This window comes from Anaerococcus degeneri (assembly GCF_017874475.1).
GTDB lineage: Bacteria > Bacillota > Clostridia > Tissierellales > Peptoniphilaceae > Anaerococcus > Anaerococcus degeneri.
Window position 1 is genome coordinate 51,657 of sequence record NZ_JAGGLO010000010.1, and the last position, 17,459, is coordinate 69,115.

General features: G+C 38.2%; 15 protein-coding genes and 1 pseudogene. 2 read left to right on the plus strand and 14 right to left on the minus strand.

All coding sequences use genetic code 11. The features are described from left to right. Positions 1 to 127: 127 nt before the first annotated feature. Positions 128 to 1,306 (plus strand): sodium/glutamate symporter, encoded by a 1,179-nt coding sequence (gltS, locus tag J2Z38_RS08870; RefSeq protein ID WP_209774879.1) that lies wholly within the window; start codon positions 128 to 130, stop codon positions 1,304 to 1,306. Positions 1,307 to 1,329: 23 nt separating this feature from the next. On the opposite strand, the gene J2Z38_RS08875 is transcribed toward gltS, so the two are convergent. The 10 genes from J2Z38_RS08875 to J2Z38_RS08920 all read right to left on the minus strand — a co-directional run bounded on the left by J2Z38_RS08875 (position 1,330) and on the right by J2Z38_RS08920 (position 10,128). Further along, on the minus strand, positions 1,330 to 2,367 hold the full coding sequence (locus J2Z38_RS08875; protein WP_209774881.1) for an NAD-dependent epimerase/dehydratase family protein: 1,038 nt from the start codon (positions 2,365 to 2,367) through the stop codon (positions 1,330 to 1,332). 3 nt (positions 2,368 to 2,370) lie between these two features. Next, positions 2,371 to 2,952 carry a DJ-1 family glyoxalase III gene (locus J2Z38_RS08880; RefSeq protein WP_209774882.1) on the minus strand — a complete coding sequence of 194 codons (582 nt, stop codon included), beginning with the start codon at positions 2,950 to 2,952 and terminating at the stop codon, positions 2,371 to 2,373. Positions 2,953 to 3,059: 107 nt separating this feature from the next. Beyond that, on the minus strand, positions 3,060 to 5,045 hold the full coding sequence (gene tkt / locus J2Z38_RS08885; protein ID WP_209774883.1) for a transketolase: 1,986 nt from the start codon (positions 5,043 to 5,045) through the stop codon (positions 3,060 to 3,062). A gap of 337 nt (positions 5,046 to 5,382) precedes the next feature. Then, positions 5,383 to 5,724 (minus strand): zinc ribbon domain-containing protein YjdM, encoded by a 342-nt coding sequence (locus tag J2Z38_RS08890; RefSeq protein ID WP_209774885.1) that lies wholly within the window; start codon positions 5,722 to 5,724, stop codon positions 5,383 to 5,385. A 10-nt stretch (positions 5,725 to 5,734) separates the two neighbouring features. Continuing rightward, positions 5,735 to 6,340, minus strand: coding sequence for an isochorismatase family protein (locus J2Z38_RS08895; RefSeq protein WP_209774886.1), 606 nt, complete (start codon positions 6,338 to 6,340; stop codon positions 5,735 to 5,737). Beyond that, positions 6,325 to 7,257 carry a TIGR01212 family radical SAM protein gene (locus tag J2Z38_RS08900; protein ID WP_225304656.1) on the minus strand — a complete coding sequence of 311 codons (933 nt, stop codon included), beginning with the start codon at positions 7,255 to 7,257 and terminating at the stop codon, positions 6,325 to 6,327. The genes J2Z38_RS08895 and J2Z38_RS08900 overlap by 16 nt, the downstream gene beginning before the upstream one ends. A 91-nt stretch (positions 7,258 to 7,348) precedes the next feature. Continuing rightward, positions 7,349 to 7,498: a FeoB-associated Cys-rich membrane protein gene (locus J2Z38_RS08905; RefSeq protein WP_209774887.1), complete on the minus strand. Its 150-nt coding sequence runs from the start codon at positions 7,496 to 7,498 to the stop codon at positions 7,349 to 7,351. A gap of 37 nt (positions 7,499 to 7,535) precedes the next feature. After that, positions 7,536 to 9,683 (minus strand): ferrous iron transport protein B, encoded by a 2,148-nt coding sequence (gene feoB / locus J2Z38_RS08910; protein WP_209774889.1) that lies wholly within the window; start codon positions 9,681 to 9,683, stop codon positions 7,536 to 7,538. Next, on the minus strand, positions 9,680 to 9,907 hold the full coding sequence (locus tag J2Z38_RS08915; protein WP_209774890.1) for a FeoA family protein: 228 nt from the start codon (positions 9,905 to 9,907) through the stop codon (positions 9,680 to 9,682). Before J2Z38_RS08915 ends, feoB begins: the two co-directional genes overlap by 4 nt. Continuing rightward, the gene (locus J2Z38_RS08920) at positions 9,907 to 10,128 is read right to left on the minus strand and encodes a FeoA family protein (RefSeq protein WP_209774891.1); all 222 of its coding nucleotides are present in this window, start codon (positions 10,126 to 10,128) and stop codon (positions 9,907 to 9,909) included. The genes J2Z38_RS08915 and J2Z38_RS08920 overlap by 1 nt, the downstream gene beginning before the upstream one ends. Positions 10,129 to 10,362: 234 nt before the next feature. Here J2Z38_RS08920 and J2Z38_RS08925 point away from each other — a divergent pair, with 234 nt between their 5' ends. Then, positions 10,363 to 11,376, plus strand: a complete 1,014-nt coding sequence (locus tag J2Z38_RS08925; RefSeq protein WP_209774893.1) for a threonine aldolase family protein — start codon at positions 10,363 to 10,365, stop codon at positions 11,374 to 11,376. A 51-nt stretch (positions 11,377 to 11,427) separates the two neighbouring features. Here J2Z38_RS08925 and uraA read toward each other — a convergent pair whose 3' ends face one another. The 4 genes and pseudogenes from uraA to J2Z38_RS08945 form a co-directional block, all read right to left on the minus strand. Next, complete coding sequence (gene uraA / locus J2Z38_RS08930) at positions 11,428 to 12,693, minus strand: uracil permease (protein ID WP_209774894.1); 1,266 nt, start codon at positions 12,691 to 12,693, stop codon at positions 11,428 to 11,430. Positions 12,694 to 13,490: 797 nt separating this feature from the next. Then, on the minus strand, positions 13,491 to 13,787 hold the full coding sequence (locus J2Z38_RS08935) for a hypothetical protein (protein WP_209774895.1): 297 nt from the start codon (positions 13,785 to 13,787) through the stop codon (positions 13,491 to 13,493). 43 nt (positions 13,788 to 13,830) lie between these two features. Beyond that, positions 13,831 to 15,042: an arginine deiminase gene (locus J2Z38_RS08940; RefSeq protein ID WP_209774897.1), complete on the minus strand. Its 1,212-nt coding sequence runs from the start codon at positions 15,040 to 15,042 to the stop codon at positions 13,831 to 13,833. Positions 15,043 to 16,574: 1,532 nt separating this feature from the next. Then, positions 16,575 to 17,459 (minus strand): annotated as a pseudogene (locus J2Z38_RS08945) (hypothetical protein); the annotation flags it as partial.

Consider the following 17,459-nt stretch of genomic DNA (forward strand, 5'->3'; position numbering starts at 1 on the left):
TTATTATATTATAAAAGGCATTGACTTTTCAAGAAAAAGACCGGAAATATTGTTATTTTTGCAAAAATAAATATAATAAGTCTAAATATTTGGATTTTATCCGAAAAATCAGGAAAAAGAGGAAAGTATGACCATAGAATTAGATATCTTACAAAGCCTAGGACTTGCAATTTTCGCCCTAATCCTAGGCAACTTCTTAAAAGATAGATTTAACTTTTTAAGAACATTTTTTATACCAAGCCCTGTTATTGGTGGCCTTATAATTTCAATTTTAGTTTTGATTTTAGAAAAAAGTGGAATAGCAAAGCTTGAATTCGACAAGGTCCTCCAAGATTTCTTTATGAATATATTTTTCACAGCCATTGGCCTTTCAGCATCCTTCGCCATGCTAAAAAAATCGGGGTCCCTTGGAATAAAACTTGCCCTTGCAATAATAATCCTCCTTCCCCTCCAGAACATAATTGGCCTTAGCCTTGCCAAAGCCCTTGGCATAAACCCCCTCCACGGCATTGCCATGGGGTCAACTTCAATGACTGGTGGGATTGGTTCTGCCATAAGTTTTGGCAAAATCATGGAAAAAATGGGTGCAGAATCGAATATTACCATAGGAGTTGCAGCCGCAACCTTTGGCCTTTTGGCAGGTTCTCTTGTGGGAGGTCCTACAGCCAGACGTTTGATCAGCAAAAATAAACTTGTGACTAGGGGTTCACTTTCAAAAGCAAATAAGTTTGACATAAAGACTTTAACCAATCAAAAGACCCTCACTAAGGCAATTATAATTATTGGTCTATCTGCATTTCTTGGTACTTTTATCAACAAAATCCTAGCAAGGACTGGCCTAAATTTCCCATATTACGTAGGCTGTCAGTTTGGAGGCCTTATTGTGAGAAATATCTACGACTCCCTCAAAAAACCACTCGATATGGACAATATCGACCTGATTGGAAATATTTCCCTAAGCCTATTTTTATCCCTAGCACTTATAAATTTAAATATTTCGGCAATCTTAGGTCTTGCTGGACCTATGCTCGTCATTTTAATTGCCCAGGCAGTTTTTATAGCAATTTACACCAGCCTTGTGACCTTTAATATCTTAGGTCGTGACTACGATGCGGCTGTCATGGTCGCTGGCCACTGCGGAGTAGGCCTTGGCCAAACTCCAAATGCCATGGCAAATATGGAAGCTATTATCGAGGAAAAAGGTCCTGCGGATGTGGCAATGTTTATTTTCCCAATAGTTCTTGCCATAGCAGTAAACCTTACAAACCCAATAGTAATCACATTTTTTATAAATCACTTCGCATAAGAAAAAGACTGAAATTTCAAATTTCAGTCTTTTTTATTTGCAGGATTTTCTATAATACTTGCTGACTCGGAGTTTATTTCTTCTTCAAGCCTTCTTTCCTCTTCCTTGAGGTAGAATTTGATCATTTCTCTTATTTCATCCCTTAAATCTTCTTGGCCTAGGTCAAAATCTGATTTGAAACTTAAATCCATGGTCATGGCCCTTAGCATATTTACCTGGCCAATTCCATGCTCTAGTCCCCTATTTTCAGTAATCCTAGCGTCTCTTTCGTAGGCTGGGAGGAGGTCTTCAAAGGTCTTATCGACCAAAGTTTTCCCTTGGTCCAAAACTTCAATTATTAGCTGAAAAAGTTCTTTATAAGAAATCTGTGATGTTGAAACTGCATAGGTTTTCTTATCGCCTTCAAGCTCTAGTGCATAAAGAGCTGCCTTAGCGAGGGATTCTGCAGAAATTAGCGGAATTATACCTTGTGTAACTGGTATTTTTTCGTTAACACTGGCAAGGTTTATTAGGGCTCCAAGTATTGATTTATCTGTCTTACCAACAATTACACCTGGTCTTAGGACTGAGACATTCATCAATGGCTCAGCTTCGAAATTTGCGATTGCTTCTTGCATAAACCTAGTTTGGATGTAAGGGTCTTTGTGGTAGGCGTTTTTTCTTAAAATTTCATTTTTCTCGGCAATTTCTGTCCTAAAATCTCCCAAAAGAAGGAAATTTTTGATCCCAGCTCGCCTTGCAAGTCTGGCAACTCTCCCAGTTGGAAGGACATTTCTCTCGTAGAAAAACTTGCCAGCAGGTTTTCTTGGCACAGTCAAATCAGAAACCCCACCTGCATAAATAAAGCTATCGCAATCTTCCATAAGACTAATGGCTTCACCATCAGTAAGGGAAAAGAAATCTGCTAATAAAAATTCAAGTTTATTTGTATTTTCAAACTCTCTTGGCTTGATGAGATCCACTGCCTTAACCGCATAACCTTGGTCTATGGCATGGTTAATTGTCGTTTTCGCAAAAAGATTTGCCCCGCCTAGGATAAATATCTTTCTAACATTTTTCATAAATTAAAACCTTATATCGAAGTATTTTTCAACAGCAGAGTGTTGGGTACCGTATTTTATCGCATCTTTTGCTTCCTCGCCCTTAATGATTTCAACAAGTCTAAGGGCCAAATAATTTGTCACACCAGCTCCCCTGCCTGTTGTGATGTTCCCATCTGTCACAACTATTTCATCGTCAATATACTCTCCAACATTTTCAAGTTCAGCTTTTATAGTAGGGAAGGATGTCGCTTTTTTATTTGCCAAAACTCCTGCCTTATCAAGGACAATAGGTCCTGCACAAATCGCTGCTATAAGCTTATTTGCCTTATCAAAATCTTTTATTATTTCAATTACTTTCTCATTATCTCTAAGGCTTTCCGCACCAGAAGTGCCGCCTGGTATATAGACTCCGTCATAGTCGGCTGGATTTATCTCTTCGAGGAGAAAGTCAGCTTGGTATCTAACCCCGTGACTGGTCCTTAGGTTTTTTGATCCAGTGGTTGAAACCATGTCTATTTCAACGCCCGCCCTTCGTAAATAGTCCACTACTGTGAGTAATTCTATTGTTTCATTGCCATCTGCAAGTAATTCTAATATCTTCATAAAATCCTTCTTTCATAAGACTCTTTTTTATTATTATATACATTTTCAAACAAAAAAGCTATGGTCTGGAGGACCACAGCTTAAGTTTTTATAAGATTTTTCCTATATTAATAAAATTTTTCCTTGATTTCTTTAACTATGTTTTCTACATTAAAACCAAGTTTTTTCGCAACATCTCCGCCTGGTCCTGATATACCAAACCTGTCTATTGAGATGTTTAGGCCATCAAGACCTGTGAAAGCTCCCCAGCCAAAGGAAGTTCCCATTTCTATAGAAACCCTATTTCTAATTGCTGATGGAAGGATTTTTTCTCTATATTCTGGGCTTTGTTCTTTGAATAATTCCATAGATGGCATAGATACAAGTCTTACTGCCTTGCCATCTTCTTCTAAAACTTTTGCAGCTTCAAGAGCAAGGGCAACTTCGGAACCTGTTGCAATCATGATTAGTTCTGGATTTTTGCAATCTTTTATGATGTAGGCACCCTTGTCGATTGACTCTAGGTTTTCTGTTTCCTTAAGGTTTGGCACATTTTGACGGGTAAGGGCAATAACTACTGGCCTATCCTTGCTTTCAAGAGCGACCTTCCAAGCAAGTCTGGTTTCATTTGCATCTGCTGGTCTAATAACCACTGTATTTGGTATAGCCCTGAGCATAGCAAGTTGCTCGATTGGTTCGTGGGTTGGGCCATCTTCACCAACTGCCACAGAATCGTGGGTCATCACATAAGAAAGTGGCAAATGTGAAAGGGCAGAAAGCCTAACTGCAGCCTTCAAGTAATCAGCAAAGACAAAGAAGGTTGACACATGGTGGAAGGTTCCGCCGTGGGCCATGATGCCGTTTCCAATAGCTGCCATAGCAAATTCACGAACACCATACCAAATATTTCTTCCCTCAGGGGCTTCATCTCTGAAGGCCTTGGAGTCTTTGATGTCTGTCTTATTTGATGAGAAAAGGTCAGCTGATCCTCCCCAAATATTTCTAGAAACCTTAGCCAAATCTTGGAGGATTTCCCCACTTGATGCACGGCTTGCAAGAGCCTTATCTTCGTGGGAATATTTTCTAACCTGGTCAAGGAAATTTTCTGGAAGTTCCCTATTTATTCCATCTATCAATTCCTTGTAGTCTTCTGGATATTTTTCCGCATATTCTTTCATAAGAATATCCCAAGCATCGTTGGCATCTTTGCCACGTTTCCCAATGCCATTTTTGAAAGTTTGGTAAATGTCATCTGAGATTACAAAGTCTTCAGCTTCCCAGTCATAGGCTTTTTTAACTGTAACAAAGTCCTCAGCTCCTATTGGTGCACCGTGGACCTTGTTGGTACCTTGGTTTACAGAACCAAAACCAATAACAGTTTTAACTTCTATTAAAGTTGGCTTATCATTTTCTTTGGCCTTTTCGATTGCACCAAGGATTTTCTCCAAGTCTTCCCCATCTTCGACCCTGTCATAGGCCCAATTTTGTGCAATGACCCTGTCTTTTACAGATTCAGAAAAAGATGTGTTAAGGTCACCATCAAGGCAAATGTCGTTTGAATCATAAAGGATAATTAGCTTGTCAAGTTTCAAATGACCTGCAAGGCTCATTGCCTCATAGGAAACGCCCTCCATAAGGTCACCATCACCACAAAGGGCATAGGTATAGTGGTCGATTGGTTTTAAGTCTTCCTTGTTATAAAGGGCTGCTAAGTGTTTTTCGCACGCAGCAAGACCTACAGCTTGGGCTATACCTTGGCCAAGAGGACCTGTTGTAACTTCAACACCAGGAGTCATCCCAACTTCTGGGTGGCCTGGAGCGATAGATCCGATTTGCCTAAAGTTTTTCAAATCATCCATAGAAATATCGTAGCCAGACAAATGGAGTAGGGAATAAAGCATAGCAGACCCATGGCCAGCAGATAAAACAAACCTATCCCTGTCAAAAAAGCTAGGATTTTTAGGATTTGCCTTTAAAACCTTGTTAAATAAGGCATAAGCCATAGGACTAGCCCCCATAGGAAGACCAGGATGGCCAGAATTAGCCTTTTCAATTTGAGCGACGGAAAGGGTCCTAACGGCATTAACCGCCTTAATATCATCTTTGTTAAACATTTAATCTCCTTTGATAACAAAATTTTTCCAAGAAAACGTTAGTAAATTTCAAGCCTATTATACTCTTATAAGACACTTATTCCAAACGTAAAAGTTAGCAAAAAATTAACAAAAAATATATCCCATCTAGGTTTAGACTTAAATTTACGATGAATTGAGCCTTTAAAAAATCAAAAGGAAATCCCCCTCAAACATCATAGCCCAGATTAATAAGCTTGCTCGTCAAATCCTTCGAAAAGACTTTTTATGTTTAATACCAATAAAAAACTTTCCTCAAAATATTATATAAATAAATTGAGAAAAGTTTTGTTACCTTGTATGACAAAGTAGTCCTTGCTTAGTTGACTTTTTTTATAACAGAAGACTTCAAATACAAGGACCCAAAACCTTCCACCTTGGCATCTATATCGTGGCCATTTACTGGATTTTCTAGGATTTTGATGTTGGTGACTTTTGTGCCCTGCTTTATTGTATCTGATCCAAGTTTTAAATCCTTTACAACACTTGCATTGTCGCCGTCTTCTAGGATATTGCCTACAGCATCCCTGGTTACTTTTTTCTCTTCTGCCGCTTCTTCCTTGTCAGACCACTCCTGAAAGCAAATCGGACAGACGTAGATATGTCCGTCTTTATAGGTATAATTTTCACCACAAGATGGGCATTTAGGTAAATCTGTCATTTCTTTTTTCCTAATTTCTTAATTCTTTTACTAAGTTTGATACAAATTTGAAATTTGGGTCTTTGCTGTCAACTGCTAGGTCAAAAAGAACTAGCTCTGTATTTACAAGGACAACTCCCATATCCCTTAGGGATTTTCTTGCAATTTTCTTTAGCTCATCGGAATAAGACGAAATTGCATCGTCAACATAAAATACATCTAGGCCCATATCTAAAAGGCTTCTTATGGTTTGGTAGATGCAAATGTGGCCTTCTGCCCCTGTCACAAATACTTTTTCGATTTTATTTTCCTTGATAAATTCGTAAACTTCTGGAGTTAGGGCGTTGAAACTTGTCTTGGCGAAGATTTTTTCATCGTCAATTTCTGCCAAAATTTCCTCATCAGACCTACCAAGGCCCTTTGGATATTGCTCTGTTGCAAGAACTGCCATATCGTACTTTTTGAAAGCCTTGATAAGGCCAATAGTATTCCTAGTTGTCCTCTCGCCCTTTTCCATGGTGACCATAAGCTTTGGCTGAATGTCAACTACTAGCAAAAGTGACCTATCCTTAGCTGTATAGGTTCCGTCTTCGCTAAGTGCATTTGTAAAAAATCTCGCGTCTATTCTTCTTTCCATAAATCCCCCTGTCTATAATTTTTATCTTTCATTATCTTATCAATGCTGGTTAAAATCTTAGCCTTGTTTTTAGACCAGATTGGAAAGGCGATTTTATCATTTATCCCATCGCCTGTCAACCTATTTATGACAATCTCTGGTCTTAGTTTCCTAAGAATCTCTATCACTATTTTAACATATTCATCCATATCCATACCATAAGTGAGCTTATTTTCCTGGTAAAACTTTTCTAGCTTGGAATTTTCCTCTACATAGAGGTTATGGATTTTAATTCCCCATGGCGCTGCTTCATTTATATAAGAAATAGTCTTAATATAATCATCATAGCCTTCAAAGGGTAGACCCACAATCATGTGGACTAGAACTTTGATTCCCCTAGCCTTTAGTTTCTTAAGGCCAGAGTCAAAAGTCACATGGTCGTAACCCCTATTTATCAATGCAAGGGTCCTATCATTTACACTTTGCATACCAAGCTCAACTATGAGAAAATATTTATCATTGATTTCTTCAAGTAAATCTAGGACCTGGTCAGACAAACAATCCGCCCTGGTCGCTATGGCAAGGCCTATTATATCATCATCTGTCAAAGCCTCATAATAGAGTTTTCTAAGCCTTGAAAGATCTCCATATGTGTTGGTAAAATTTTGAAAATATCCAAGATAGGCTTCGGGTCTTCCCTCTTTTGAGAGCCTCGCCTTTTGGTGGGAAATTTGTTCTCTAATTGATTTTTTCCCAAAAGTCCATTCACCAGAGCCTGACTCTGAGCAAAAGATACAGCCTTCTTTGGATATAGTCCCATCCCTATTGGGACAGGTAAAACCGCCATCTAAGGGCAATTTGATGATTTTTTTATTAACTTTTTCCTTCATATAGGAATCATAGTCCCTGTAGCGTTTCTTGTTTATTTCTATCCTCATAAGATAAATATACCTCTTAAAGGTCCAAAAGTCCCTAAAATAAAAGACCCTACGGGTGTAGAGCCTTTTAATTTAGACATTTTATAAAATATTAATCACAGCAAGATTTATTTTCCTTGCTGTCACAAGCAGAGCATCCACCGCATCCGCATGAGTCACTTTTCTTTACAAATTTAGTATATACTATATAAGTACAAATTGCTAGTATGACTGCTAGGAGAATCCATGATTGTAAGTTCATTATTTCCTTCTTTCTCTATGGAGAAATATTTCTCCTCTTATGCTAAAGACTTATCGTATTCGATATTCTTTTTTACGTATGGTTTTCTAATAACCATGTAGATGAAGAATATTAGGGCTACTATTCCAAGTACTGTGCCTATTCCAAATTTACCATAAGCAAAGAAGCTTGCTAGTTGGTAGAAGATTAAGCTTACTATATAGGCAAAGCCCATTTGATAAGCAATAGTGATTGCTGTCCACTTATTGTCATCCATTTCTGTCTTAATAGCACCTACTGCTGCGAAACATGGCATGCAAAGCATGTTAAATAGCAAGAATGAATAACCCGCAACTGGTGTTCCTATTGCAGCGCCGAAAGCTTGAAGCAATTCTGGTGTATCTTCTGCAACATCACTACCAAGGCCTAAAACAACGCCCATTGTAGAAACTACGTTCTCTTTTGCAACGAATCCTGAAATTGTTGCAACTGTAGATTGCCAGCTTCCAAATCCTATTGGCCTAAAGATTACACCGATTACAGAACCTAATACAGCTATGATTGATCCTTCTGAGTTTTCTTCAATCAATTGTAATCTGAAGTTAAAGTTTGTTAAGAACCAAATTATGATAGATGATAGGAAGATTATTGTTCCTGCTCTCTTAACATAGGCCTTAGACTTGTTATAAACGTCAGTTAAAACTGATTTTACTCTTGGTGCGTGGTATGGAGGAAGCTCCATGATAAATGGTGCTGGTTCATCAGCTAGTTGTTTAAATTTCTTTAAGATAATACCAGAAAATACAATTGAAGCTATACCAATCGCATAGAATGAGAATGATACTAAGGCTCGATGTTCTGGGAAAAATGCACCTACGATTAGGGCAATTACTGGTAATTTTGCTGAACAAGGCATGAAAGTAGCTGTCATGATTGTAATCTTTCTATCTCTTTCATTTTCGATTGTTCTTGATGCTTGGACACCTGGTACACCACAACCTGTTGCAACCATGGCTGGGATGAATGATTTACCTGATAGGCCAAATCTTCTGAAAAGTCTGTCCATGATGAAGGCAACCCTTGCCATATAACCTATATCTTCAAGTATTGATAATAGGGCAAATAGAACCATCATTTGTGGTAAGAATCCAAGTACTGCTCCCACACCTGCAAGTGCACCGTCAGTAACTAGTGATTGAAGGACTGGATTTATATTAGCTCCTTCCATCCATGCTCCAACTCCTGGTATTAGGGTATCTTCAAAGAAACCGTTAACTGCATCAGTACCCATAGTTCCTGGTGAATGTTCATAAACTGCACCGAAAAATACCAAAAACATTACAAAGGCAAAGATTGGTAGACCTAAGATTCTACTAGTTACAATCTTATCAACCTTATCTGTTATAGATGGTTTTACAGGAGCCTTCACTAGAACCTTATCAGAAAGTTCAGCTAAATTCTCATACCTGCCTGTAGTAATGATTGACTCGCAATCATCGTCTTCTTTTGCTTCAAAATCGTATCTAATTTTTTCGATTTTTTCTAATACATCACTTGGAATTGTGATGTGGTTCATTGATTCATCATCATTTTCAAAAGCCTTTATTGCATAATACCTAGAAAAATCTTCGCCAACTATTGGTTTTAAGTCTTCTGAAATTACTCCTAGAGCTTCTTCAAGTTCAGCATCGAAAACCATTGTATTTGGCTTTTCTCCGCCCTTTACAAGCTCTAAGACTTTTTTGATTAATTCGTCAATACCTTTTTCCCTAGCTGCTATAGTTTCGACTATAGGCGCATTTATTTCTTTAGATAAAGCATCAACATCAATTTGATCTCCCTTGCTTCTTACTATATCCATCATGTTTAGGGATATAAGCATTGGAATACCAAGCTCTGATAATTGGCTTGTAAGGTATAGGTTTCTTACCAAGTTTGATCCGTCAACTAGGTTGATGATTAAATCTGGTTTTTCGTTAAGGAGGTATTCCCTAGAAACAACTTCTTCCATAGTATATGGAGATAGGGAATAAATTCCTGGTAAGTCTTCAATAATAATGTCTTTGTGGCCTTTTAAAAGACCTTCTTTTTTATCTACAGTAACACCTGGCCAGTTACCTACCCTTTGATTTGAGCCTGTTAGGGCGTTGAAAAGGGTGGTTTTTCCTGAGTTAGGGTTACCTGCTAAAGCTACTCTAAATGTCATATCTTTTCCACACTTATATTCTTTGCGTCATCTTTTCTGATGCTTAGTTCGTATCCTCTTAAATTAATTTGTATAGGGTCTCCTAAAGGAGCTACTTTTCTAATATAGATTTCAGTATTTTTTGTAATACCCATATCCATAATTCTCCTCTTGGTAGGGCCATCTCCGCCCACCTTGGTTACCCTAACTGTGCTCTTAATAGGCACTTCATTTAAAAAACTCATTATTGAACCTCTCTAACTATAATTTTTTTTGCCAAATCTTTGTTTAGAGCAAACCTATTATCATCAATAGAAAATATGTAATTAACTCCGTCAAAGCTTTGTACCTTAATTTGTCGTCCCTTGCCAAAACCTAAGTTTTGCAAGTGTTTGATGACCTTATCGTCACCTTTTATTTTGATGACCTCGACTAAGTCACCAATACTACATAATGTGATAGGCATAAAATCTCCTTTCCACACATATATATATGTAAATCGAGTCAAAACCTCTCTTTATAGCTATATGATATCATAGTGGATAATGAATATCAATACTATTTGATAGCAATTATTGTTATATTTTAGCAATATCTTTTCGTTTAGTTCGGGAAAGCGTTCTTGGGTAAAACTATTCTAGTATAAAATTTGATTTTTGATATAATATTAGTAGAAATATTCAAACTAAAGGAAGCTCTAATGTATTTTTTTGTAAATGATTATAACTCAATAGGATATCCTCAAATCCTCGACGCCCTAAAAGATGCAATTAATGAAAAAAATCCTGGCTACGGAGATGATCCCCATAGCGAAAACGCCAGAAAACTCATAAAAAAAGCCCTAGGAAATGAAAAAGTAGACATCTACTTCCTCCCAGGAGGCACAGGTGCCAATATAATTGGAGCCGCAGCTGGCATGCGCCAGCAGGATTCAATCCTTTCCGCCAACACAGGCCACATAGAGGGCCATGAAGCAGGCTCAATCGAAGCGACCGGACTTAAAATCGAATTAATCGACACAGAAGATGGCAAATTGACAAGAGAATCTATAGAAAATTTTCATAAAAAATTTACCACCGAATATATGACAGTCCCAAAAAAGGTCTACATTTCAAACACCACAGAAGTAGGCACCCTCTATAAGAAAAAAGAACTCGAAGAAATTTATGCCTATTGCAAGGCAAACGACCTATACCTTTTCATAGACGGGGCAAGGATGGCAGCCGCACTCGCATCGGAAAGAAGCGATTACGACCTAAAAGATTTGACCAAGCTTTGTGATATCTTTTATCTTGGCGGTACCAAGGCTGGTCTCTTATTTGGGGAAGCCCTAGTAGTAGTAAATGACGAACTAAAAAAAGACCTAAATAACCTAATCAAACAAAAAGGCACCATGCTCGCCAAAGGTTTCATTTCTGGAATCATGTGGGAGACAGTCTTCAAAGACTCTGACTTCTACCTAAAGGGATCCAAAAAAGCCTACCAAATGGCAAAAATTTTGGCAGATGGCCTTGATAAAAAAACCTACGATTTGGCCTATCCTTTCGAATCCAACCAAATTTTTGTCCTCCTAGATGAAAAAACTCTAGAAAAATGGCAAAAAATTGCCAAATTTGAAATAACAGGAGAAAAAAACGGCAAAAAAATTATAAGACTTGTAACAACTTTCAGAACCACAGAAGACGAAGTGAAAAATTTCTTAAATGAAATATAAAAAGTTTACAAATATTAACCAAGAAAAAAGCCCCACACGGGGCCTTTTATTTTACTCGTTTGTAAGATTGAATTTCTTTAAAATTGTCATAAAGGCTGACAAAATTACTGCTACCACAGATGCGAGGACCATGCCTGATAATTCAATTGAAGCAAATTTGATTGATAGGCCAGAAAGCCCTGCAATGAAGATTACTGATGTCAACACAAGGTTCATTGACTTTGAATAGTCGACTTTTTCGTCTACTAAAAGCCTGATGCCGCTAGTTCCAATCATGCCGTATAAGAGGAAAGTAACCCCGCCAATTACATTGCCTGGTATGGTTGAAATGAAGGCTGCAAGCGGGCCAAAGAAGGCCATGATGATTGATACAATGGCAGCTCCTCCTATTACCTGGACTGAGTAAACGCCTGTGATAGCCATAACCCCGATGTTTTCACCGTAGGTTGTTGTTGGCACGCCTCCTACAAGACCTGATAGGGCTGTGGAGAAGTTATCAGCAAAGATTGACCTGTGAAGACCCGGCTCTGTGAGTAGGTCCCTATTTACAATATTTGATGTAACAACCTGGTGGGAAATGTGCTCGCTTGTGATAACGAGGAGGACTGGGAGCATGGCAAGAATTGCATTTACTGAAAATTTTGCCATATGGAAGTTTGGCATGGTGAAGAGTTTCGCCTCCAAAACTGGTGTGAAATCAACCATATCAAAAAATATTGCAGAAATATAGCCAACCACGATTGCTATTAAAATAGGAATTGTGGAGAAAAATCCCTTAAAGGCGACAGATCCTATGATGGCTGTTAGAAGGGTAATCCCAAAAACTATAAAGTCCTTGGCTTGGGCTGTATCTGTCATTAGGTTAGCTCCAATTGCCCCGCCTCTGACGGTATTGCCCGCAAGTTCAAAACCGATTAGGGCCACAACTGCACCCATGGCAGCTGGCGGAAGGACAACGTCTATCCAACTTGTGCCAAACTTGTAGATGATATAGGCCATGATACAACCTAAAATTCCGACTACAACAAAGGCACCTTGCGCATATTCAAATCCTTGTTTTGCAATAATAGCAGTTCCTGGTGCCAAAAATGCAAATGAAGAACCCAAATAAGCTGGTGCCTTGCCTTTTGTTATTAAGATGAATAATAAGGTGCCAATCCCGTTCATTAAAAGAACAATACCTGGATTAATTTGAAATAAAATAGGGACTAAAACTGAAGCTCCAAACATTGCAAAAGTGTGTTGCAAAGAAAGAGGCAATAGTAGCTTAGCTGGTACCTTTTCATCAATGTGATAGATTTTCTTTTCTGTTTTCATAAACATTCCTTTCTTTTTTTATCCTAAACTTCCTATAATATACCATTAAAATTAAGCGTGTCAAAAAGATTTTCTCATCCTATATAAGTTGTTTTTCTCACTAAAATAAGGCAATCACAACCATCATTTCAGGAAAAAGCCTGTCTGGAGCATTGTAGAAAGAAGGAATCCCAAAAAGTAAAGACCAAGATATACTAAGAGACCAAATAAACCAACACCCATCTCGAACGAAAGCAAGCCCGTCGGCTCGTGGAGACAGAGATCCCCATCGTTCTCTTTATCTATGGTTCTATGGGTGCATCGTTTTTATATTAATACCTAATATTTCCAAAAAAATCCCGATGTAATACTAAAAACCTAGCTAAAGGTGACTATAAAGACCTCTCGGCGCTTCGCTTTGTCGAGGTGGGTAGGGTTTTAATATTAATTAGGTTTTCTTACTTTATTAATTCTACTAAAACGGCGCGTGAAGCCTTGGTTAATATGTATTGTAACACACCCAACTCCTACAGCGCCGTCACTTTTCGCGGCACCATATGTTCCCCAATTCCTCCAGCGCCGTCTCGAACGACACCGCAGGTGGAGGAGAGACCTTATAAATCAAGGACCAGAACATTCGAAGGGAACCCATAAATAAAGAATCAGGGAATTCGAAGGGCCTATAAAATAACTAAAAAGTCATTCCGAGCCTTAGCAAGGAATACCATAAATCAAGGACCAAGATATACGAAGAGCCAGCCTAAATTCCCCACTAAAAAATCCGGTCAATTGACCGGATTTTTCTTAAATTTCAATTTTTATTTCAAGTCTTCACCATTAAAGGCATCTATGAAGTCATCTTTGGCTCTGTTGGCTTTTTCTTTTGCGTCATTTACAGTTTCTTCTACTTCTTTTCGGTTTTTCTTCAAAAGATATGCACCAGCGCCAACCATAAAGGCTGCCTTAGCAAGTCTAGAAATAATATTTGGTTTATTTTTGTACTTATTATTAAACATCTTTTTCCTTCTTCCTTTGTTTTGAACGCTTTTTCTAGCAAGGTTTGAGGCTAGGTCTTTTGTGCCTTTTGCTAAAATAATTTTCTTTAAAAGTCCCATAAGAACCTCCTTCTAAAAGTGTCTAACAATTATATACCCAAAATTAGTCTTCTCTAACAAGTGGCATTGACATACATCTTGGGCCACCCCTACCTACTGTTAGGTTAGAAGAGTCAAGTTTTAATACTTCAAAGCCTTCTTTTTCCAAAACGTCGTTTGTGACATTGTTTCTATCGTAAACTACTACCTTGCCTGGAGCTATGGCTAGGGTGTTTGATCCGTCTGTCCATTGTTCACGAAGAGCTGCTATTGGATCTCCTCCGCCACATGGGATTAGCTTGACATGGTCAAGGCCGAGGGCATCTTTTAAGAGGTCTTCTAGGCTCTTATCAAGTTGTTCAGAGACAATCTCTCCGTCTCTTTCTGTAAATCTATAAGCATGGAAGGTGGACATGATACCTGGGTGATAGGTAAAGGCATCGTGGTCAATTTGTGTAAATACAGTATCAAGGTGCATGTAAGCTCTTTCTACTGGGATATTTACCCCGAGAACTTCCTTAACTTCGTTATCATCAGCTAAGATTAGGTTTGTTGCTAGGGTCTTGATTGATTCAAGCTCTGTTCTTTGGCTGATACCAACCATTACAAGGTTTTTATTAATGTTTAAAATATCTCCACCCTCTATAGAATGGCCAGTATTCCTACCATAGAAATCCCTTGTGCCACCATATTCCTTGTGGTATTTAAAGATATAGTCAGCGTAGATTGTCTCCCTACGTCTGGTAACGGTATGCATGCAGTTAATAGAAACACCATTAGCTATAGAAGAGAATGGGTCCCTTGTGAAATAAAGGTTTGGCATAGGGTAAATTGCTGTGTAAGCTTCATTACTAACAATCTTATCAATATTATTAAATCCGCCAATTTCCTTAAGTGTAATACCAGACATAGTTTTTTCAACAAAAGTCTTTGTATCCTTGATTGACTTAAGAAAAGCCTCACTTTCCTTGTAAAGGTTTTCGTTCTTGATATTAGCTTCTTTTAAGTATTGGGCCAAAAATTTATCACGAAGGCCTTCATTAGCGTCAAGAGTCTCAGTCATAAGATCTTCAAGATACACAACCTCAGCCCCATTGTCCCTTAAGATTTTTGCAAAATCATCATGCTCAGCCTGGGCCTTAGCAAGGTCAGGAATGTCATCGAATAAAAGTTCCTCAAGCAAGTAAGGTGTAAGGTTTAAAAGCTCCTCACCTGGTCTGTGAAGCATAACTTTTTTCAAAGTCTTGATTTCGTTGTTAACGTTTACTTTTCCCATAATCTTCTCCTAAATAAAATTCTTGAAAAAAGGACCGATGTTGGTAGCTCCACCAACAAAAGTCCTTATTATCAACCAGCAACTTGGCCAGTATCTTTAAATTACGTTTTCCTGATATAATTATAACACTAAACTACAAGTAATGCAACAAATATTGCAAAAAAAGTCAAAGTTTTACACGGATTTTTTAAAAAAATTAGTCATGCCAAAACAATCCAGATTCCCTAACCATATTAATCCTATTGACACAGCCATAGACTTCTGTCTCCTCGAGCCGACGGACTTGCCTTCGCTCGAAGCAAGGACGATTACTCCAAACTTTATTAGCGACTTCTCAAATATCGCAACCGTCATTCCGACAGAGAAGCCCTCAGATAGTTTACCCCGAGCGGAGTCGAGGTAATGAAGAATCTTACAGAGTCAAAACCAAGTCATTCTAAAAGAGAAAATGGAGAAAAACATCAACCCCCTGTGCCATACCGGCAAAAGAATCGAGCGCTAATTAGAGCTTCAAATAATTAATAATTTTATAAAAGTATGTTATAATATAATTGTCTCCCAAGAGGAGGTGATACTCATGGAGATATTTATGTATTTGCTGGAAAATTTAATTTTTCCCTTGTTAGTCGCTTTAATTATAAAATACATGCACTATTTATGGAAGGTAATCTTTTTATTTCAGGCACTCTTACTCATCGTGCCTTACATAAAAAATTACATAAGGTTCTTCAATAATTTCTCTTCGCACTAATGTGCTTGATAAATTATTAAGACCGCTCAAATTTTGCCTACAAAATTTGAGCTACCATTAAATACAAGTAAAAGACATAAAAAGACGGTAGCTGGAACTACCGTCTTTTTGATTCTCATGGAGAATCTTAATGTATTTGCTTTCCTTGAATAAGTCAAGGGCTTTTTTGATGGGATAAGAGGTGGCTTCTCTTACTTAAATTATATCATCATTTTAGCATTTTTCAAGTATCAATACTGTGCAAGAGCAATAATGAGAATCTTACAAAGACAATACCAAATTATTCTAATATAGAAAATGGCTGGAAACCAATTCAAACCTCTAATTTGTCATTCCGAGCCTCTGCGAAGAATCCCCAAAATAAAGGACCTGAATATTCGAAGATACAAACATATCCCCAAGCTATAAGATTCCTCGTCGAAACCTCGTAGGTTTCTCGCTCGGAATGGCGCATAATATTCCTACTTCCAAACCCTCGTCCCGAACTAGGACAAGACTAGGAAAAACTACCCCACAGCGCCGTCCCTAATGGGTCTGGCCACAGTGAGCGTAGCGAACTGATGGCAGCCCTTAATCGAGGCTTTTCGAGGCGAACTCTTTATCCGGAACGGATAAGAGTGAGCCCGAAAACTACCGTCGAACGAAACCGAAGGTTGAGGAGGGACCTTATAAATAAAGGACCAGCACGAACGAAAAATCCAACCCACCCCAAAAAAACCAAAAGAAAAACTCAAGGTCCTAAAACCTTGAGTTTTTCAAGAGAGGCAAAATAAGTCAAATCTTACTTATCTTCTTCATCTTCTTTTTTCTTTGTCACAAATAATCCTGCAAGAGCAGCGCCTGCTAGTCCTGCTAAACCGCTAACAGAGCCAACGCCTGTTTTCACATTCTTAGCACCTGCTAGGTTGCGTCTGTCCCTACTTGGTTCTTGATTCATTTGCTTATTACCCTTAAATGGATCTTGGGCATGAGATTTATCCCTAGAAGGAATCACAACAGATCCTTTCTCAACCTTCTCAACTAAACTCTTATAAGGAATACTTGTCTCAAAACCGTCATCATAGGTTAGGACAACATTACCCTTATCGTCTATTTCAACCTTCTTTGCATCTGGATTAGCCTTCTTAACCTCATCGATGATTTTATTCTTTTCATCATCAGTTAACTTGCTATCATCCTTAACCTTAATCTTGTCATCTGGAATATTTGGTTTTCTGTCATTCTTACCATCAGTTTTTCCATCGGTCTTATCAGAATCTTTACCATCCTTGTCGCCGGTCTTATCGTCAGTCTTACCAGAATCAGAACCTGTACCATTTTCATCAGTTGGGTCTGTTGGATTAGTTGGATCAGTTGTTCCAGATCCACCTGTAGAACCGCCGGTACCACCTGGGGTGATTGGGGTTTTGACTATTACTGTTAATGGATCTGATGTGTTATCTACTTTATCTTTTGCTACTGCAGTTACTACTGTATTATCAGCTACTTTGTTTGCTGGAATTGTAATTTTTCCTGTTGCTGGATCTACTGTTACGCCTTCTGGTGCGTTTTCTGGTAATTTCCAGTTTCCGTCTTCACCTTTTGTTGCTGTAACTGTTACTGGATCTGTTGCTCCTTGTGGAGTATATGTTACAGAAACTTCTTTTGCTTTATCATCTGCTGGTGT

Excerpts from the sequence above, each read along its gene's own strand:
- J2Z38_RS08925 (WP_209774893.1), top strand. The coding sequence starts at position 10,363 with ATGTATTTTTTTGTAAATGATTATAACTCAATAGGATATCCTCAAATC.
- J2Z38_RS08880 (WP_209774882.1), bottom strand. The coding sequence starts at position 2,952 with ATGAAGATATTAGAATTACTTGCAGATGGCAATGAAACAATAGAATTA.
- tkt (WP_209774883.1), bottom strand. The coding sequence starts at position 5,045 with ATGTTTAACAAAGATGATATTAAGGCGGTTAATGCCGTTAGGACCCTT.
- J2Z38_RS08900 (WP_225304656.1), bottom strand. The coding sequence starts at position 7,257 with ATGAGGATAGAAATAAACAAGAAACGCTACAGGGACTATGATTCCTAT.
- J2Z38_RS08915 (WP_209774890.1), bottom strand. The coding sequence starts at position 9,907 with ATGAGTTTTTTAAATGAAGTGCCTATTAAGAGCACAGTTAGGGTAACC.
- J2Z38_RS08935 (WP_209774895.1), bottom strand. The coding sequence starts at position 13,787 with ATGGGACTTTTAAAGAAAATTATTTTAGCAAAAGGCACAAAAGACCTA.
- J2Z38_RS08920 (WP_209774891.1), bottom strand. The coding sequence starts at position 10,128 with ATGCCTATCACATTATGTAGTATTGGTGACTTAGTCGAGGTCATCAAA.
- J2Z38_RS08905 (WP_209774887.1), bottom strand. The coding sequence starts at position 7,498 with ATGAACTTACAATCATGGATTCTCCTAGCAGTCATACTAGCAATTTGT.
- feoB (WP_209774889.1), bottom strand. The coding sequence starts at position 9,683 with ATGACATTTAGAGTAGCTTTAGCAGGTAACCCTAACTCAGGAAAAACC.
- J2Z38_RS08890 (WP_209774885.1), bottom strand. The coding sequence starts at position 5,724 with ATGACAGATTTACCTAAATGCCCATCTTGTGGTGAAAATTATACCTAT.
- J2Z38_RS08940 (WP_209774897.1), bottom strand. The coding sequence starts at position 15,042 with ATGGGAAAAGTAAACGTTAACAACGAAATCAAGACTTTGAAAAAAGTT.
- J2Z38_RS08895 (WP_209774886.1), bottom strand. The coding sequence starts at position 6,340 with ATGGAAAGAAGAATAGACGCGAGATTTTTTACAAATGCACTTAGCGAA.
- J2Z38_RS08875 (WP_209774881.1), bottom strand. The coding sequence starts at position 2,367 with ATGAAAAATGTTAGAAAGATATTTATCCTAGGCGGGGCAAATCTTTTT.
- gltS (WP_209774879.1), top strand. The coding sequence starts at position 128 with ATGACCATAGAATTAGATATCTTACAAAGCCTAGGACTTGCAATTTTC.
- uraA (WP_209774894.1), bottom strand. The coding sequence starts at position 12,693 with ATGAAAACAGAAAAGAAAATCTATCACATTGATGAAAAGGTACCAGCT.